The sequence below is a fragment of the Halorubrum luteum genome, from assembly GCF_054652935.1.
Map to the genome: position 1 here is coordinate 1,914,873 of NZ_BAAIGT010000002.1, position 14,567 is coordinate 1,929,439.

Annotated in this window: 15 protein-coding genes; 8 read left to right on the forward strand and 7 right to left on the reverse strand. The window is 65.5% G+C overall.

Annotation, left to right across the window (positions count from 1 at the left end; translation table 11 throughout):
- Positions 1–31: 31 nt before the first annotated feature.
- Positions 32–865 (forward strand): ubiquinol-cytochrome c reductase iron-sulfur subunit, encoded by an 834-nt coding sequence (locus ACYQ0R_RS09445; protein ID WP_459822833.1) that lies wholly within the window; start codon positions 32–34, stop codon positions 863–865.
- Positions 866–970: 105 nt separating this feature from the next.
- Positions 971–1,303 (forward strand): DUF8113 family protein, encoded by a 333-nt coding sequence (locus ACYQ0R_RS09450; protein WP_459822835.1) that lies wholly within the window; start codon positions 971–973, stop codon positions 1,301–1,303.
- Positions 1,304–1,323: 20 nt separating this feature from the next.
- Here ACYQ0R_RS09450 and ACYQ0R_RS09455 read toward each other — a convergent pair whose 3' ends face one another.
- From ACYQ0R_RS09455 to ACYQ0R_RS09470, 4 genes are all read right to left on the reverse strand, one after another.
- Positions 1,324–1,746: a DUF8060 family membrane protein gene (locus ACYQ0R_RS09455; protein ID WP_459822838.1), complete on the reverse strand. Its 423-nt coding sequence runs from the start codon at positions 1,744–1,746 to the stop codon at positions 1,324–1,326.
- Between the two features lie 15 nt (positions 1,747–1,761).
- On the reverse strand, positions 1,762–2,835 hold the full coding sequence (locus ACYQ0R_RS09460) for a DUF7490 domain-containing protein (RefSeq protein ID WP_459822839.1): 1,074 nt from the start codon (positions 2,833–2,835) through the stop codon (positions 1,762–1,764).
- 98 nt (positions 2,836–2,933) lie between these two features.
- Positions 2,934–3,464 (reverse strand): DUF5817 domain-containing protein, encoded by a 531-nt coding sequence (locus tag ACYQ0R_RS09465; RefSeq protein WP_459822842.1) that lies wholly within the window; start codon positions 3,462–3,464, stop codon positions 2,934–2,936.
- Positions 3,465–3,609: 145 nt separating this feature from the next.
- Positions 3,610–4,425 (reverse strand): inositol monophosphatase family protein, encoded by an 816-nt coding sequence (locus ACYQ0R_RS09470; protein WP_459822845.1) that lies wholly within the window; start codon positions 4,423–4,425, stop codon positions 3,610–3,612.
- Between the two features lie 138 nt (positions 4,426–4,563).
- Between ACYQ0R_RS09470 and ACYQ0R_RS09475 the strand changes: the two genes are divergently transcribed.
- Positions 4,564–4,821, forward strand: coding sequence for a hypothetical protein (locus ACYQ0R_RS09475; protein ID WP_459822848.1), 258 nt, complete (start codon positions 4,564–4,566; stop codon positions 4,819–4,821).
- 142 nt (positions 4,822–4,963) lie between these two features.
- On the opposite strand, the gene ACYQ0R_RS09480 is transcribed toward ACYQ0R_RS09475, so the two are convergent.
- A complete protein-coding gene (locus tag ACYQ0R_RS09480) occupies positions 4,964–5,962 on the reverse strand; it encodes a PhoU domain-containing protein (RefSeq protein WP_459822851.1) in 999 nt (332 codons plus the stop codon).
- 212 nt (positions 5,963–6,174) lie between these two features.
- Between ACYQ0R_RS09480 and ACYQ0R_RS09485 the strand changes: the two genes are divergently transcribed.
- Genes ACYQ0R_RS09485 through pstB form a run of 4 tightly spaced genes read left to right on the forward strand, consistent with a single transcriptional unit; the run spans position 6,175 to position 10,228 of the window.
- The gene (locus ACYQ0R_RS09485; RefSeq protein ID WP_459822854.1) at positions 6,175–7,221 is read left to right on the forward strand and encodes a PstS family phosphate ABC transporter substrate-binding protein; all 1,047 of its coding nucleotides are present in this window, start codon (positions 6,175–6,177) and stop codon (positions 7,219–7,221) included.
- Positions 7,218–8,246, forward strand: coding sequence for a phosphate ABC transporter permease subunit PstC (gene pstC, locus ACYQ0R_RS09490; RefSeq protein WP_459822857.1), 1,029 nt, complete (start codon positions 7,218–7,220; stop codon positions 8,244–8,246). The genes ACYQ0R_RS09485 and pstC overlap by 4 nt, the downstream gene beginning before the upstream one ends.
- Positions 8,243–9,274, forward strand: a complete 1,032-nt coding sequence (gene pstA, locus ACYQ0R_RS09495; protein WP_459822860.1) for a phosphate ABC transporter permease PstA — start codon at positions 8,243–8,245, stop codon at positions 9,272–9,274. The genes pstC and pstA overlap by 4 nt, the downstream gene beginning before the upstream one ends.
- Before the next feature lie 24 nt (positions 9,275–9,298).
- Positions 9,299–10,228, forward strand: coding sequence for a phosphate ABC transporter ATP-binding protein PstB (gene pstB, locus ACYQ0R_RS09500; RefSeq protein ID WP_459822863.1), 930 nt, complete (start codon positions 9,299–9,301; stop codon positions 10,226–10,228).
- Between the two features lie 72 nt (positions 10,229–10,300).
- Here the strand turns inward: pstB and ACYQ0R_RS09505 are convergent, their stop codons facing one another.
- Positions 10,301–11,218 carry an MOSC domain-containing protein gene (locus tag ACYQ0R_RS09505; RefSeq protein WP_459822866.1) on the reverse strand — a complete coding sequence of 306 codons (918 nt, stop codon included), beginning with the start codon at positions 11,216–11,218 and terminating at the stop codon, positions 10,301–10,303.
- An 86-nt stretch (positions 11,219–11,304) separates the two neighbouring features.
- Positions 11,305–12,135 carry an archaeal proteasome endopeptidase complex subunit alpha gene (gene psmA / locus ACYQ0R_RS09510; protein WP_459822868.1) on the reverse strand — a complete coding sequence of 277 codons (831 nt, stop codon included), beginning with the start codon at positions 12,133–12,135 and terminating at the stop codon, positions 11,305–11,307.
- A 987-nt stretch (positions 12,136–13,122) separates the two neighbouring features.
- Here psmA and tnpC point away from each other — a divergent pair.
- Positions 13,123–14,559 (forward strand): IS66 family transposase, encoded by a 1,437-nt coding sequence (gene tnpC, locus ACYQ0R_RS09515; RefSeq protein ID WP_459822871.1) that lies wholly within the window; start codon positions 13,123–13,125, stop codon positions 14,557–14,559.
- The last annotated feature ends 8 nt before the right edge of the window (positions 14,560–14,567 follow it).

Genomic DNA, 14,567 nt, shown 5'->3' on the forward strand with positions numbered 1-14,567 from the left:
CCTTTTTACTAATCCGTGCCGAACGGGAGGTATGACTGAGTCCGACAAGTATCCCGCCGAATCCGGCCGGCGGCGGTTCGTGAAGGGTGTCGTCGGTGGTGCCGCGCTTGCGGGCGTCGGCGCAGCGGGATCGGCGACCGTGAACTCCCTGACGACCGCGGGCGGCGTGGGTGGCGGACAGACCGTCGCGATGACGATCGCTCACACCGGCGGCCCGGCACCGCGTGGCCTCCCGCAGATTCCCATCCGCGTGAACGACGACGGGTTCCTCGAGGGGATCTGGCCCGATGTCCAAACCGTCGAGGAGGGCGGCATCGAGTTCGAGGTCGCTCGCGAGGAGCTCGGCGGCCGCACGTACGCCGGCGAGTGGTTCCAGTACTGCGGCATCGAATCACAGGAGAACGTCGAGCCGAACTTCGAGTCGGACAACGTGTTCCGGGCGAACCCCGGCTCCTACGACTGGCAGGACGAGACGTACGACGCCGGCGACCGGATTCGTGCCGACGACTTCGACGATTACGAGACGTGGGGTAACAATGTCGGCAACGACGGCGTCGGTAAGCCGGCGACGTGCACGTGGCGGTCCGAGGATGCCGACGCCGACCTCAACGCGGTCGTCATCCGCTCACCGCGGATCGAGGAGGCCGCTCAGGAGAACGAGTGGCTCGCCGCCTCCACGGATCAGGGCTTTATGGCGTACCTCAACGTCTGTACCCACTTCTGCTGTATTCCCGGATACAAGGAGCTCGAGGAGTCGGCCCGGTACGACGCCGAGGACGGCGCGTACTGCGTCTGTCATCAGTCGACGTACGATCCGTTCACGCTCGAGGAGGCGCTGTTCGTCGCCCGTCCACGACCCGACTGACGACCGCGATCGGACGTCGACCGCGCGTCGACGACCGGCTGCGCGTCGACGACCGGCTGCGCGTCGACCCGTCGGTTTTTGTCGTTCCCGCTCCGAAAGGTACGTATGAGTTCTGACGATGGAGCGTCCGGTCCGGACGGGACGGACGCGTTCGACGCCGAGTTAGCGGCCGCCCGCGAACTCCTGGATGGCGAGGATATCGAGGCGGTTCACGTCGGGGTCGTCCGCGACGGCGAGGTCGACACGACGTTCACACAGCGGAGCGCCGACGACCCCGAGAACGAGGGGCTTCGCGCGCTCGCGCTGCTCGCGGCACACGTCCAGCTGGTCGCGAACGAGGCCGGCGTCGAGGCGTCCACCGTCGCGGCCGATGCCGCAACGCTCGCCGGTCAGGTCGAGCAGATCCCGGCCAACACGGATCGGCTCCCCGACGAGTAGCGGTCGAGGCGGACCGTCGGTCACTCCGTGGCTCCGCCGCCTCCCAGTTCGTCGTTTGCGGCTCCGCCGCCTCCCGTTTCGTCGCTTGGCGCCACACGGCCCATTGTCTCATCGGACCGGATCCGTCGGAGTTGGTGAACCACCCCGCCGAGCGCGATCAGCAGGACGGCAAGATTGAGCCCCGCAAGCGCGATCGACTGATACGCCGGGTCGATCCACGTCCGGATCGCAGTGCCCAGATGCTCGTACAGGTTCCAGCCGGCGATCAGCGCGAGCAGGACCAGCGCCGCGAGCGCGACCCGATCGAGGAGCCCCCGTACGTCGGCTGCCGACAGCCGACCGAATCGGTCGGACGATGACCCGCCGGCGGCAGTTCCGGCGTTTTCGCTACGCTCTTCGTGCGTCCCGTCTGGTATCGTGGTGTCCGTTTCGTCGTGTGTCATGGTTTGCTCGTGGTGTTAGCCGTCTCTCCGTGCGTACAGCGCAGCAGCGAGGAGGGCGAACAGCGCGACGACCACGCCGAACCCGGGTGCGTCCTCGCCGGTGTCTGCAACCTCCTCTTCCTCCGGACGCGGGGGTGGCGCGTCCGCGGCGTCCTCCTCCGCGAACTCCTCGACCGAGAACTCGACGTCCTCGACCGTCTCGTTCGCGGCGATCCGCTCTTGCGGATCGAGGTTCGCGACGCTCTGGGTCTCGTCGACGAGCACATCGTCGTCCCACAGCGCGGCGTCGACGTAGTAGTTGTAGCCGTCCGGCACCTCGACGGTCGCGGTCACCGTGTCGGTTCGACCGGGGCGCACCGAGCCGACGGTCACCTCGGCGTCGTCAGCGACGACGTTCGAGTCGGCCTGCCGGAGGAGCAGACGGAGGTCGACGGCGTCGGACGCCGCGTCGCCGCGATTCGTCACCGACGCGGCCAGCTCCAGCGTCGCCGTCCCGTCGTCGGCGTCGACGACCGAGACCGTCAGCGTGGGCCACACGTTGCCGTCAGTGAACCCGACGTGCGAGTCGGCGTACGACGGCGTGAGCGCGGAGACGCCGTCGACGCGCGTCGACCGTTCGACCCGTCGCTCGCCGTCGACGAAGACGACCGTCTCGAGCCGATAGCCGCCCGAGCGCTCCACCTCGAGCGTTCCCTCGACCGGACGCTCGCTGCTCGTCTCCATCGCCTCGCGCATCGCCGCCCGGTCGTCACCGGCTACGTCTCCGAGATCCGTCTCGACGTCACCGACGTCGACCGTCGTCTGGTCCGCGAGTAGTCCGGAGTCCGCGTCGATCGCCCGGTACCTGACCGTGACGTTCTCCGCGACTGCGCCCCGGTGCTGCAGGCCGACGGTCACGTCGAGCTCGGTCGTCGCGCCCCCGACCTCGCCCGGCTGAACGGCAACGTCGGCGATGCTCACCTCCGTCGGCAGGTCGGGGTCGTCGGTGGCTCTCGGGTCGTCGAGCGCGCCGGGAACGGCGGCGACCGCGATCGCACCGACGACGAGGAGGGCAACTCCAGCGGAGAGGAGGGCGGTTCGCGTGTCCATGGTCGAGAGACCCGTCGGCTGTCATAAATGTCTTCCGTAGGGACAAACGACTCTCGTCGCCTTCGGGCCGGTTTCGACGTCGTCGGTTGCGTCTCCGTTCATACCACTCGGTAGCGACCCTGCGACTCCGAGAGCTCTCCGCGTCGGGTCAGCTTCGTGAGCAGGTTGCGAGCGGCGTCTTCGGGAACGCCGTGGTCGGTCGCGTAGCCGATGATCTCCGCTTCGACCGGCTCGTCAGCCTCACGGACGGCATCACGGAGGATTTCCGTTCGGCTTCGCGAGCGGGAGCCGCCGCCGGTCGTCTCGGATCCGGCCGCGAACGCGGCGTCAGCGTCGACGCCCGAGCGTTCGAGATACTCGCGGTCGTCGATCCCCGCCCGTTCTACCGCACGCTCCAGCTCGGCGACGTGGTCGACATCGGCGAACGCCTCGCTGTCCCCGTGTTTTTCCGCCAGCAGCGCGGCTCGCGCCTCGCGTGCGGCCTCGCGGTCCTCGGACTCGTAGAAGCGTTTCAGCTTGCTCGTTCGATGAGTCTTCGAGCAGCGAGGACACTGCGCGGACTCGCTCGTCCGCGGGTTCTGCAGCAGCCACATGTTCGAGCATCGATTGCAGCCGACGACCGCGTACATACGGCGGCGTACGACCGGATCCGGTTTGAACCCTCGGACGCGTACCGACGCTCTCGTCGTCCGACTAGCCGTCACATCTCCAGTCGTCCGACTAGCCGTCATATCTCCAGTCGTCCGACTAGCCGTCATATCTCCAGTCGTCCGACTAGCCGTCACGTCGCTCGATCGATCTGGCGGCGGCGAGCACCTCCTCGTGGAGCGTTCCGTTCGAGGCGACGAGCCCGGTCGAGTCGTGTCGCCAGCGGTTCCCCTCGAGGTCGGTGACGCGGCCACCGGCCTGCCGGACCATGAACACGCCGGCCACGGTGTCCCACGGGTTCGGCTGCAGGTTCGTGATCGTGGCCTCCAGCCCGCCCGCCGCGACCATCGGCAGAACGGCCTGTGCCGCGCCGAACCGGCGCATATCACCGAATCGGGTAACGATCGCCTCGCAGGCGCGGGCGTACGCCTCGCGGTCGTCGAACGCCCACCAGATCGTCGGGTCGACGGCGGCCCGCCGGGGGTCCGCCACGTCGTTGACGGTGATCGGGGTGCCGTTGCGGTACGCGCCGTTCTCGTCGGCGGTGTACACGTCCCCAAGCGCCGGACAGACGGTCGCCGCGGCGACGGGTTCGCCGTCGACGACCGCGGCGACCGCGGTCGCCCACGTCCGGAGATCGCGGACGTAGTTGTGCGTTCCATCGATCGGGTCGATCACCCACGCGGGACCCGCTTCCGGGACCGTCTTGCGCTCCTTCTCCTCCTCGCCGACGACCGCGTCGTCCGGAAACGTCTCACGGAGCGTCTCGATCACGGTGCGCTGTGCCGCCCGGTCGGCCTCGGTCACCACGTCGTCTTCGCCTTTCGCCTCGACCGCAACGCCAGTCCGGAAACGGTCGTGGGCTACCCGTGCGCCGGCCCGCGCGGCGCGTTCGGCGACGGTCGCGCGGTCCGCGGCGGCGGGCTCGTCTCGATCGCTCATGGTCCGGATCACTCGTCCGGCGGGGAATAGCCGTCGATCCCCGCATGTGCTCGCTACCCGGATCGGCGGACTCGGCGGAATTAACTCAGTTCCGAATTCGAGTACACTTAAGAGGGTGGAGGGGGTATCATCGTTCGTATGCAGCCCCAAGAAGCCGTCCGTCAGCTCGAGTACGCCATCGACGCTTCCCTCGACGAGGAAGGACAACGAAGCGCCGCCGGCTACCGCCCGACGTTCGAGCGCGTCGCGGAGCGGGCCGACGGCTCCGCCGTGTATGCGCTGGCCGGCGACCTCACGGCGGACGTCGTCGAGGGTGACCGGCCGACGCCGGCGGAGGCGGACGCCGCAGCCGACCGTCTCCTCCGCGATTTCGCGTACACTGACGGCGGCCGATAACGAGTTCGAGACGTCGACGGTGCACGTGGCGCGAGCAGCTGTGAGAACGGCGTCGGAGACGGTTTTCTGAGACGCGATTCGAACGGGGAGACCGTGTCACGTCTACAGTGTTACGGTACGGCCTGATGCCTACAGCATGAGCTCACGGTGTCGGAGCGGCGTTCTGAAGCGCCGTCTCGGCGATGTTCCCGCCGTAATCGGCGGACCTGAGCACGGAATCGACGACGAGCCCGAGCAGCTGTGCGCGTGCCGGGTCGAGATCGCGGAGGAGTTCGTCGATCGCCCGGACCCGCTCGTCGATCTCCCTGACGCCGGCGCGAGCGTCGTTCGCCTGTCGAGTCGCCGCATCGCTGTCGGCCTCGAACAGCGCGTCCATTGCCGTGTCGATCACGTCGACCGCGTCGTCGTGGAGGTCGTCGATGGCGTCGATCACGTGATCCGGCAGCGGCTCCTCGATCTTCAACGTGAGGTGCGCGATCTTCGTCGCGTGGTCGCCGACCCGCTCCAGCTGGCGAGCGCTGGAGTGGTAGTCGAAACACGTCTCCCGGGGCAATCCGAGCTCCTCGACCGTCTTCGGCGTCCGCAACGTCGCACGGAAGATCCGGGAGACGACGAGCCAGAGCCGGTCGAGGTCGTCGTCGCGGTCGATCACGTCTCGAGCCCGGTCGTGGTCGAGTTCCGAGAGCGCCGTGATCGCGTCGTCGAGCATCGACAGGGAGATCAGTCGCATTCGAGTGACGGCGTTGTGTATCGACAGCTCCGAGGAGTCGAGCAGATCGCGGATCACGACGCGGTCGTGCGTTTCCTCTAACACCTCCAGCCCGACGAGACTCTGGACCGACTCTCGGATCGTCGACCGCTGTTCGGTCGTGATCGGCGTCCCCTCGAGCTCGATCACCTCGAATCCGCTGACGTACATCGTCGTGACGGCGCGCGTGAGCGCCTGCCCGGTGAGGTCAGTGACGTCCAGCCGGCCGCGGGTGCGCTCCGTCTCCGTCTTCGGTGTGAGAAAGAGCGAGTCGCCGTCCGGATAGAACTCGACCTCGCTGCCGGCGGCGACGTCGTTATTGGTCGCCCACGATTTCGGGATCGAGACGGTGTACGTCGAGCCCCCGGTGACTTGCACCTTCCGCGTCTCCATGTAGCGATATGATCGCCGCATCACCTTAAGGCTGATTAAGATATATACTTTCAAATCGGCCGTTGAATCGACTGAAAGACGCGAAACGCTCCTATGTAGCCAGTCTTCGACGGTGTCCCGATCGATACACTGATTCTACAACGTAGTAGTATATAGTAGTATATAGATATTATAGTAGCGTATTTAGTCCTCAGGATCCCTTTGTTGGATCGATGGATAGTGACACCACCGACGGGGTCCGGTCCGGGCTCGGTCGGCGGGCGTATCTGACCGCCGTCGGCGGCGCGGTCGCCGGTCTCTCTGGCTGTCTCGTTCGTGGAGAGGAGGGAGAGCGCAAGCTCGACGGGCGGATCGTCGTCGACGGAAGCAACACGCTGCTTCCACACGGGGCGGCGGTCGCCGAGGAGTTCCAGTGGCGAAACAACCGCGTTCGGATCCCCGTCCGCGGGTCGGGAACCGGAGCCGGATTCCAGCGGTTCTGTGCCGGCGACACCGACGTCCAGAACGCCAGTCGCGCGATACTCGACGACGAGGTCGCCCTGTGTGGGTCCAACGGCGTCGACTTCCTCGAGTTGGAGGCGGCGCTCGACGGGATCGCGGTCTGGGTGCATCCGGAGAACCACTGGTGTGAGACGCTCACGGTCGCGGAGCTCAACCGGCTCTGGCGCTCCGGATCCGACGTGGAGACCTGGGGAGACCTCCGCGAGGAGTGGGCCGACGAGCCGTGGGGCGACGAGGAGATCGCCCTGTACGGTCGCGACTCCGCGTCCGGCACGTTCGACTACTTCACACAGGCGATAAACGGCGAGTACGGGAACATCCGATCCGACTACTCCGCCAGCGCCGACACGAACGTAATCGTCCGCGGCGTCCGCGGGAACCGACACGCGATCGGGTTCGGAGGTGCGGGGTACTACTACGAGAACGAAGACGATCTGAAACTCGTCGCCGTCGACGACGACAACGGCGGCGTTCGTCCGACGAGAGAAACCATCGAGAGCGGCGAGTACACGCCCCTCTCCCGGCCGATGTTCGTCTATCTGAGCATCCCTGAGCTTCGTCGCCGCGAGTTCCGGGCGTACGCGAAGTTCTTCTTCGAGGAGATCGACGACGACGCCGATCGGTCGATAGTCGATCCGGGTGAGACGCTGACGTGGACACAGTGGGCCGCACGGAAGGTCGGCTTCTACGCGATCCCCGACGAGACGGTCGAGGCGAGCCGAGCGAAACTCGACGACGCGATAGCGAGGGTCGAATGAGCGGGGCGACCGACGCAGCGAGCGAGCTCACGCGTGAAGGCTCTGATATCCCGGTCGCGAAGAACCTCGCCGTCCGCGCCGTTTTCTTCGCGTGCGCGCTCATCACGGTGCTCACCACGCTCGGGATCATCGTCGTCCTCGTCGACGGTGCGCTCGGGTTCTTCCGTGAGGAGACGCTGTTCGGCGTCCTCTCGGGCGTGTTCGGCGGCCTCCTCGCAGGCAGTCCGACGGAGGCGTGGACGGCGCTTCGCTCCGGGCTGAGCGCGCAGGTGACCGTCACCGAGTTCCTGTTCACCACCGAGTGGTCGCCGATCATCCGTCCCCGGTCGTACGGAGTGATACCGCTGTTGTGGGGGACGATGATCATCGTCGTCGGCTCCGCGCTCATCGCGCTTCCCGTCGGCACCGCGACCGCGATCTATCTCTCGGAGTACGCCGACCGGCGCGTCCGGAAGGTGATCAAGCCGACGCTCGAGATCCTCGCCGGGATCCCGACGATCGTGTACGGGTTCTTCGCGCTATCGTTTATCACGCCGCTCATACAGCGGTTCTTCCCGGAGACGGGCACGTTCAACGCGGCAGCGGGGGCGATCGTCGTCGGCGTCATGATCATCCCGATGGTGTCGTCGCTGTCCGAGGACGCGATGTCCGCGGTGCCCGACGACCTTCGGAACGCCGCGTACGGGCTGGGCGCGACGAAGTTCGAGGTGTCGACTGACGTCGTCGTACCGGCGTCGCTGTCGGGCGTGATGGCGTCGTACATTCTCGCGATCTCCCGCGCCATCGGCGAGACGATGGCCGTCACGCTGGCGGTCGGGATGCAGCCGAACGTTACGCTGAACCCGCTCGAACCGGCTCAGACGATGACGGCGTACATGGTCCAGATCGGTATCAGCGACGTCTCGGTCGGCTCGATCGGGTATCAGAGCCTGTTCGCCGTCGGCCTCCTCCTGTTCGTGATGACGCTCGCGATGAACCTGTTGAGCCTGTGGATCAAGAGCCGCTATCAGGAGGCGTATCGATGAGCCGCATCCCGCTGATCGGCGGTGATGCCGGGTCACCGTCCGAACGCTCCGGAGCCCAAACGAGTGACTCGGACACCACACGAACCGACGGCGGCAAGTCGGCCGAGTCGTCCGACCCGTTCGCCGCCGTCGGCAGCAACATCGAACGGAAACAGCGGCTCGGTCGCGTGTTCGTCGCGATCTGTGGCGCGTCGACGCTCGTCGGGATCGTCGCCCTGGTCGCGCTCCTCGGCGACGTCCTGTACGAGGCGTGGGGGTGGGTGACGCTGGATTTCCTCACGTATCCCCCCTCGCGGTTCATTGAGAACTACTATCCAGACGGCCGTGGTGCCGGGATCTACCCCGCGTTGGTCGGGTCGATCCTGCTGATCGCGCTCACCGCCGTGTTCACCATGTTCCTCGGCGTCGGCGCGGCGATTTATCTGGAAGAGTACGCGACGGAGAGCCGCTTCAAGAGCTTTATCGAGGCGAACATCGCCAACCTCGCCGGCGTTCCGTCGATCGTGTACGGGCTGCTCGGGCTGGCGGTGTTCGTTCGGTTCGTCGGACTCGGCGAGAGCCTCCTCGCCGGTGCGCTGACGCTGACGCTGCTCATCTTACCCATCGTCATCGTTTCCTCACAGGAGGCGCTGCGCGCGGTGCCTGATTCCCAGCGGCAGGCCGCCTACGGCGTTGGCGCGACCGACTGGGAGGTCGTCCGCGACGTCGTGCTCCCCGCCGCGCTGCCCGGTATCATGACCGGCACGATCCTCTCGCTGTCGCGCGCCATCGGCGAGACCGCGCCGCTGATCATGGTCGGCGCGGCGACGTCGATGTTTCGCGCACCGGTCGAGGACGTCGCCGGCGTGCCCGTGCCGGACCTGTTCGGTCCGTTTGCCGCGATGCCGATGCAGATCTTCGACTGGGCTCGACTGCCGGAGGGCGACTTCCAGCACGTTGCCGCCGCCGGGATCGTCGTCCTGCTCTCGATCCTCCTGTTGATGAACGCGACCGCCATCCTGATCCGAAACAAGTACGAAACGCGATAATCCCATGAACGACTTCCACACCACATGAGTGACAGTTACACCACCGAAGAGACCGATGTCGGCGCGTCCGTCAATGACTCCGACGCGTCCGTCAATGACTCCGACGCGTCCGTCAATGACTCCGACACGTCCGCGACCACCGCCGATCCCGTCGACGGGACGAGAGCGGAAACCGAGCCGTCGATCCAGCGGATCCCCGACGCCGACACGGTGATCGAGGCGGCGGATCTTACGGTCCACTACGGCGACGTAGAGGCGCTTAAACCGGTGAACGTCCGTCTACCCGAGCAGCAAGTGACGGCGATCATCGGACCGTCGGGCTGTGGAAAATCCACGTTCCTTCGCTGTCTCAACCGAATGAACGACATGGTCGACGCGGCGCGGGTCGGCGGTGAGCTTCGGTTTCGGGGCAAGAACGTGTACGACGACGACGTCGACCCCGTCGCACTGCGTCGAAAGATCGGGATGGTGTTCCAGAAGCCGAACCCGTTCCCGAAATCGATCTACGACAACGTCGCCTACGGACTGAAGATCCAGGGGTACGACGGGGATATGGACGCCCGGGTCGAGGAAGCGCTTCGTGGAGCCGCGCTGTGGGAGGAGGTGAGCGACCAGCTCGACTCCTCCGGACTGGATCTCTCGGGTGGGCAGCAACAGCGACTCTGTATCGCCCGCGCGATCGCGCCCGATCCCGAAGTGCTGTTGATGGACGAGCCGGCGTCCGCGCTCGATCCCGTCGCGACCGCGAAAGTAGAGGACCTGATCGACGAGCTCGCCGAGGAGTACACGGTCGTCATCGTCACCCACAACATGCAGCAGGCCGCTCGCATCTCCGATAAGACCGCCGTGTTTCTCACCGGCGGACAGCTCGTCGAGTTCGGTGACACGAACCGGATATTCGAGAATCCGGACAACCAGCGCGTTGAGGATTACATCACCGGGAAGTTCGGATAGTCGAACCGGATCGTCCGGCGGGTCGACGCCAACGGTCGACTCAAGCGTGTGTCACTCCGTGCGGTGAGCGGCTTAGCTGGGATCGTCGCCGTCAGCCGCCTCGCCGCCGTCAGTCGCCTCGTCGACGGCGACGGTCTCCTCGATCCTGACGGGGTCGTCGACGGAGACGACGTTCCCCCACGACGGCTTCGGAACGACCGTGTTCACCATCACGCGGAACGCGTGGTCGAACCGGTCGCCGCCGGACCACGCAGGCATCGTCTCCTGCCGCTTCTCGATGAACGTCTCGCGAAACCCGGACAGCTCCGCGCCAGTTTCCGGATCCCGCGACGGGACGACGCATCGTTGACACGGGTTGACGCCGAGAACTGTCGTCCCCCCGACTGAAAAACGCACCCGCGAGTCGCGGTCGGCGACGAGGCGGTCCTCCCAGAACGCCGGACAGTCCCCGAAGACGACGTTCGGTCGGAGCCGTCGCCGGGCCTCCGTCGCGTCAGCAACGCCGTCGAACCAGGAGGCGAACGTCTCGAGCGTCGCCTGCGAGACGACGGTCGGACCCGGGGCCTCGCGATCGTCGGGAAAACCACCGTCCGGCTCTCGAACCAGATCGACGTCGTAGCCAAGATACTCGCCGACCCACGCCTCGATCGCCTCGCGGTCGTCCGGCAGGGCGAACGTCCGCTCGGCCGCGTCGACGGCGACGTCCCCCGCACGCTCCGGTCGGGAGAGCGTGACGGCCGTCGGCGTCGCGTCTGCAGCGCCGGCGAGCTCGTAGCTCGCCCGGAGTCCGTGGATCGCCGGTTCGCTCTTGCCGTTGACGTATCCCCCACCTCCGCCGACCGATGCCTCGTGTGGATCGACGCCGGCCTCGACGAACGCGTACGTCCGATCCCCACGAAGCGCACCGCTCGCCCCGAGCTCGGCACGGTCGACGGCGACGCCGTCGAGCGACTTTATCGGATACGCGACCAGCTCGTCGATTCGGCTCATGGGATGCGTTCGGCGAGGGTCAATAAAAGGACTCGCCCGCGAGACCGGCCGAGCGAATCGACGGCTCGGAGCCGACGCGGTGAGCGTTACTCCTCGTCGTCCGAGTCGGCCGCGTCGGCCGCGTCGCCGTCCGCGTCGGCCGCGTCGGCCGCGTCGCCGTCCGCGTCGGCCGCGTCGCCGTCCGCGTCGGCCGGTTCGTCGAGTCCGGCCGCCGCGAACGCGTCGACGATTTCAGCTTCGGGGACCGTGCGGTAGCCGTCGGCGTCGGTGATCGTCGCGACGGCGAGGTCGGACGCGCTCAGCTCGTCCTCGTGGGTGGCGAGCGCTTGCATACCGAGGTGGATCCCGTCGTCGAGCGAGAGCTCGTCGCTCCACTCTTCCTCCAGGCGCTCCTGGATCGTCTTTCGACCGCCGCCGATCACGGTGGCTTTCCACTCGTTCGGCGTTCCCGATGGGTCGGCCGCGAACAGCCGTGGATCGCCGTTCTCGATACCGCCGAGCAGGAGCGCGGCCCCGTACGGGCGGGTGCCGCCGCGCTGGGTGTTCTCCTGAATGTGGTCCGTGACGTACTTCGTGAGCGTCTCGACGCCGACCGGCTCGCCGTACCGCAGGCGGTTCCCCTGTGCCTGTCGGCGAGCAAAGTCGATCAGCTGTCGCGCGTCGGCGACGTGGCCCGCGCTGGCGGTGCCGACGTGGTCGTCGAGCTTATGTAGCTTCTCGATGCTCTCCGCCTCCATCAGCGAGGAGGCCGCACGCGACATCGCGACGAACACGACGCCCTCCGCGGTCCGTACGCCGACGCTCGGCGCGCCGCGGGAGACCGCCTCCCGCGCGTACTCGACCTGATAGATCCGACCGTCGGGAGAGAACAGCGAGGTTCCACGATCGTACGCCTGCTGGTCGTTACCGCCCATCATCGTCGATCACCGGTCTCTCGAATACCCGCTCGCGTCTTCACGCGCTCGGTCACTCCATCGTCGCTCATTACCACCCAGTAACGGGGGACGACTGAAAAACCCTCCTTAACCGGTATGGCAGTGTGGTGGCCATGGAGCCGGTTCACGACGACGCCGGCCACGTCGATTCGCGACTCGTCCAGCCACGTCGATTCGCGACTCGTCCAGCCACGTCGATTCGCGACTCGTCCAGCCACGTCGATTCGCGACTCGTCCAGCCACGTCGATTCGCGACTCGTCCAGCCACGTCGATCCGCAAGCCACAACGGATATACTTGACATCCTCCTCCGCGTAAACGCGGAGGAATCCTGAGCGTTGGAGATTTCAGGTTTGCAGTTCCACCGAACCTCAGTACGGTGAGACTCCGTGTGAGGTTCACGGACTGTGGCGGGTGGGACTGCTGGGAGTGCCAAGCCCCCGGTACTCCTATCCTCCATCGTATATGGACTCCCGAAGTTGTTTTTGCCTTGGGGAGTCCGGCAGATCTCGACGGACTTGGAGTTACTTTCTGTGGTGCCTACAGCAGTCGGGCACTGCATCGGTTCATTATAGGAACCGACCGTTCACCTGACTGGTTCCGATTACTGTCTTATTGCTTGGGGCGGACAGGCCGCCATCGTAGGACTGGCGGGAATCGCTCCGTTCCCAGCCTGATTCCTACCGATATGTAGGATTGCCTGTCACTTCAAGCTACGGATTGCCAAATCTCAGTGTGGCTATTGCAGCGTGGATTGCTTCCGAGTTGTCGGATTCATCCTGCGGCTGAAGCCGCAGGTATTCTCCTTGATTCTTTAGTACGTGTTTACCCCCAGAACGATTTCGCCACTCTCTCGTAAGTTGCCCCTGACCTCGTAGTAGAGCAATGCAGACGACAGGGTATTCCCCGAGGGACGGTCTCCGGCAGGGAGACCGTCCCGTGTCTTCTGCACTAGCCGAGGGGGGTTCTGATGGTTACTGATGAGAAAGTGAAGCAACTGCTTGAGCGGATCACTGCCCTCGAAAACCGCGTTGATGAACTTGAGCAGGAGAACGAAGAACTGAGGCAAGAAAATCAGCAACTCCGTAAAGAGAACAAGCGCCTCAGAGCCAAGATCCGATGGTACGAAGGACCACATACACCGCCGAGCAAGGACCAGTCGGAGCAAGAGGAGTCGTCCTCGTCCGACGGGGACGAGGACGACGAACAGCCCCGTACTGACGGTGGCACGCCCGGCCGAAAGTCCGGACATGACCCGGAATGGCGCGACGCTCCCGATCCAGATCAAGAAATCGAGGTCACCTGTGACTGCTGTCCAGACTGTGGTGAGGCGTTCGACGAGTCGGCGGGCGTCAGCCCCCGACTCGTCGAGGAACTCCCTGACCCACAGCCACCGGAAGTCACTCAGTACAACCGGCACCACTACGAGTGTCACTCCTGTGGAGCTGAAACCGTCGCCTCACACCCCGACTGCCCCGATGAGGGGCAGTTCGGGGTGAACGTCATCGCACAGGCAGCGCTCTCTCGGTACGACCACCGTCTTCCATACCGGAAGATCGGCGACCGCTTCGAACAGCTCCACGGACTGGAGTTGTCTGGCGCGTCTGCATGGCACGCGACCGAGCGCGCTGCGCGCGCCGGTCGCTGTGAGTACGAGCAGATCCGCCACCAGATCCAGCAAGCCGACGTTGTCCACGTTGACGAGACTGGAATCAAACGTGACGGCGAACAGGCGTGGATCTGGACGTTCACTACCGAGGAACATACGCTGTACGCGGTCAGGGAGAGTCGAGGAAGCGATGTTCCCGCAGAAGTCCTCGGCGAGGACTTCGCGGGAACGGTCGTCTGTGATGGCTGGACGGCGTATCCGGCCTTCAGCAGCAACCTCCAGCGGTGCTGGGCGCATATTCTACGGGAGGCTGAAGACGCCGCTGAGAAGCAACCGGAAGGCGAACCGATCCACCGTGCTCTCAAACAGCTGTACGTCGCTCTCCAGATTCGACTGGAGAGCGACTTGACAGTTCGTGAGCGAGCAGAACTCCAGCATGTGGCCCGGAGAGAGCTTGAGTCGCTGATAGAGCGGTCAGTGCCCGACGGACCAGTGGCAACACTACTCGGGAAGATCGAAGGAGGCCTCGACCACTGGCTCACCTTCATCGGTGAGCCAGCGGTCTCTCCGACGAACAACGCGGCTGAAAACGCGCTTCGTGAGCCGGTGGTTCTCCGGAAGATCATTGGAACGCTCCGGAACGACCGCGGTATGTTCGTGCATGAGACGCTGCTGTCCCTGCTGGCGGCAGGTCGCCAGCAGGGACGTAATCCCTACGAAGAATTCAAGCGAATCGCTCGAAACAATGAGATGATTTCACGAACTCAGGCAGTGCCCGCTGTTGCGTCCTCGGGGTAAATACATAC

Bases quoted from the DNA above. Each gene is read 5' to 3' on its own strand.
- ACYQ0R_RS09460 (WP_459822839.1), bottom strand. From the start codon at position 2,835: ATGGACACGCGAACCGCCCTCCTCTCCGCTGGAGTTGCCCTCCTCGTC.
- ACYQ0R_RS09485 (WP_459822854.1), top strand. From the start codon at position 6,175: ATGGATAGTGACACCACCGACGGGGTCCGGTCCGGGCTCGGTCGGCGG.
- psmA (WP_459822868.1), bottom strand. From the start codon at position 12,135: ATGATGGGCGGTAACGACCAGCAGGCGTACGATCGTGGAACCTCGCTG.
- ACYQ0R_RS09475 (WP_459822848.1), top strand. From the start codon at position 4,564: ATGCAGCCCCAAGAAGCCGTCCGTCAGCTCGAGTACGCCATCGACGCT.
- ACYQ0R_RS09445 (WP_459822833.1), top strand. From the start codon at position 32: ATGACTGAGTCCGACAAGTATCCCGCCGAATCCGGCCGGCGGCGGTTC.
- ACYQ0R_RS09470 (WP_459822845.1), bottom strand. From the start codon at position 4,425: ATGAGCGATCGAGACGAGCCCGCCGCCGCGGACCGCGCGACCGTCGCC.
- ACYQ0R_RS09505 (WP_459822866.1), bottom strand. From the start codon at position 11,218: ATGAGCCGAATCGACGAGCTGGTCGCGTATCCGATAAAGTCGCTCGAC.
- pstA (WP_459822860.1), top strand. From the start codon at position 8,243: ATGAGCCGCATCCCGCTGATCGGCGGTGATGCCGGGTCACCGTCCGAA.
- pstB (WP_459822863.1), top strand. From the start codon at position 9,299: ATGAGTGACAGTTACACCACCGAAGAGACCGATGTCGGCGCGTCCGTC.
- ACYQ0R_RS09480 (WP_459822851.1), bottom strand. From the start codon at position 5,962: ATGGAGACGCGGAAGGTGCAAGTCACCGGGGGCTCGACGTACACCGTC.
- ACYQ0R_RS09465 (WP_459822842.1), bottom strand. From the start codon at position 3,464: ATGTACGCGGTCGTCGGCTGCAATCGATGCTCGAACATGTGGCTGCTG.
- tnpC (WP_459822871.1), top strand. From the start codon at position 13,123: ATGGTTACTGATGAGAAAGTGAAGCAACTGCTTGAGCGGATCACTGCC.
- ACYQ0R_RS09450 (WP_459822835.1), top strand. From the start codon at position 971: ATGAGTTCTGACGATGGAGCGTCCGGTCCGGACGGGACGGACGCGTTC.
- pstC (WP_459822857.1), top strand. From the start codon at position 7,218: ATGAGCGGGGCGACCGACGCAGCGAGCGAGCTCACGCGTGAAGGCTCT.
- ACYQ0R_RS09455 (WP_459822838.1), bottom strand. From the start codon at position 1,746: ATGACACACGACGAAACGGACACCACGATACCAGACGGGACGCACGAA.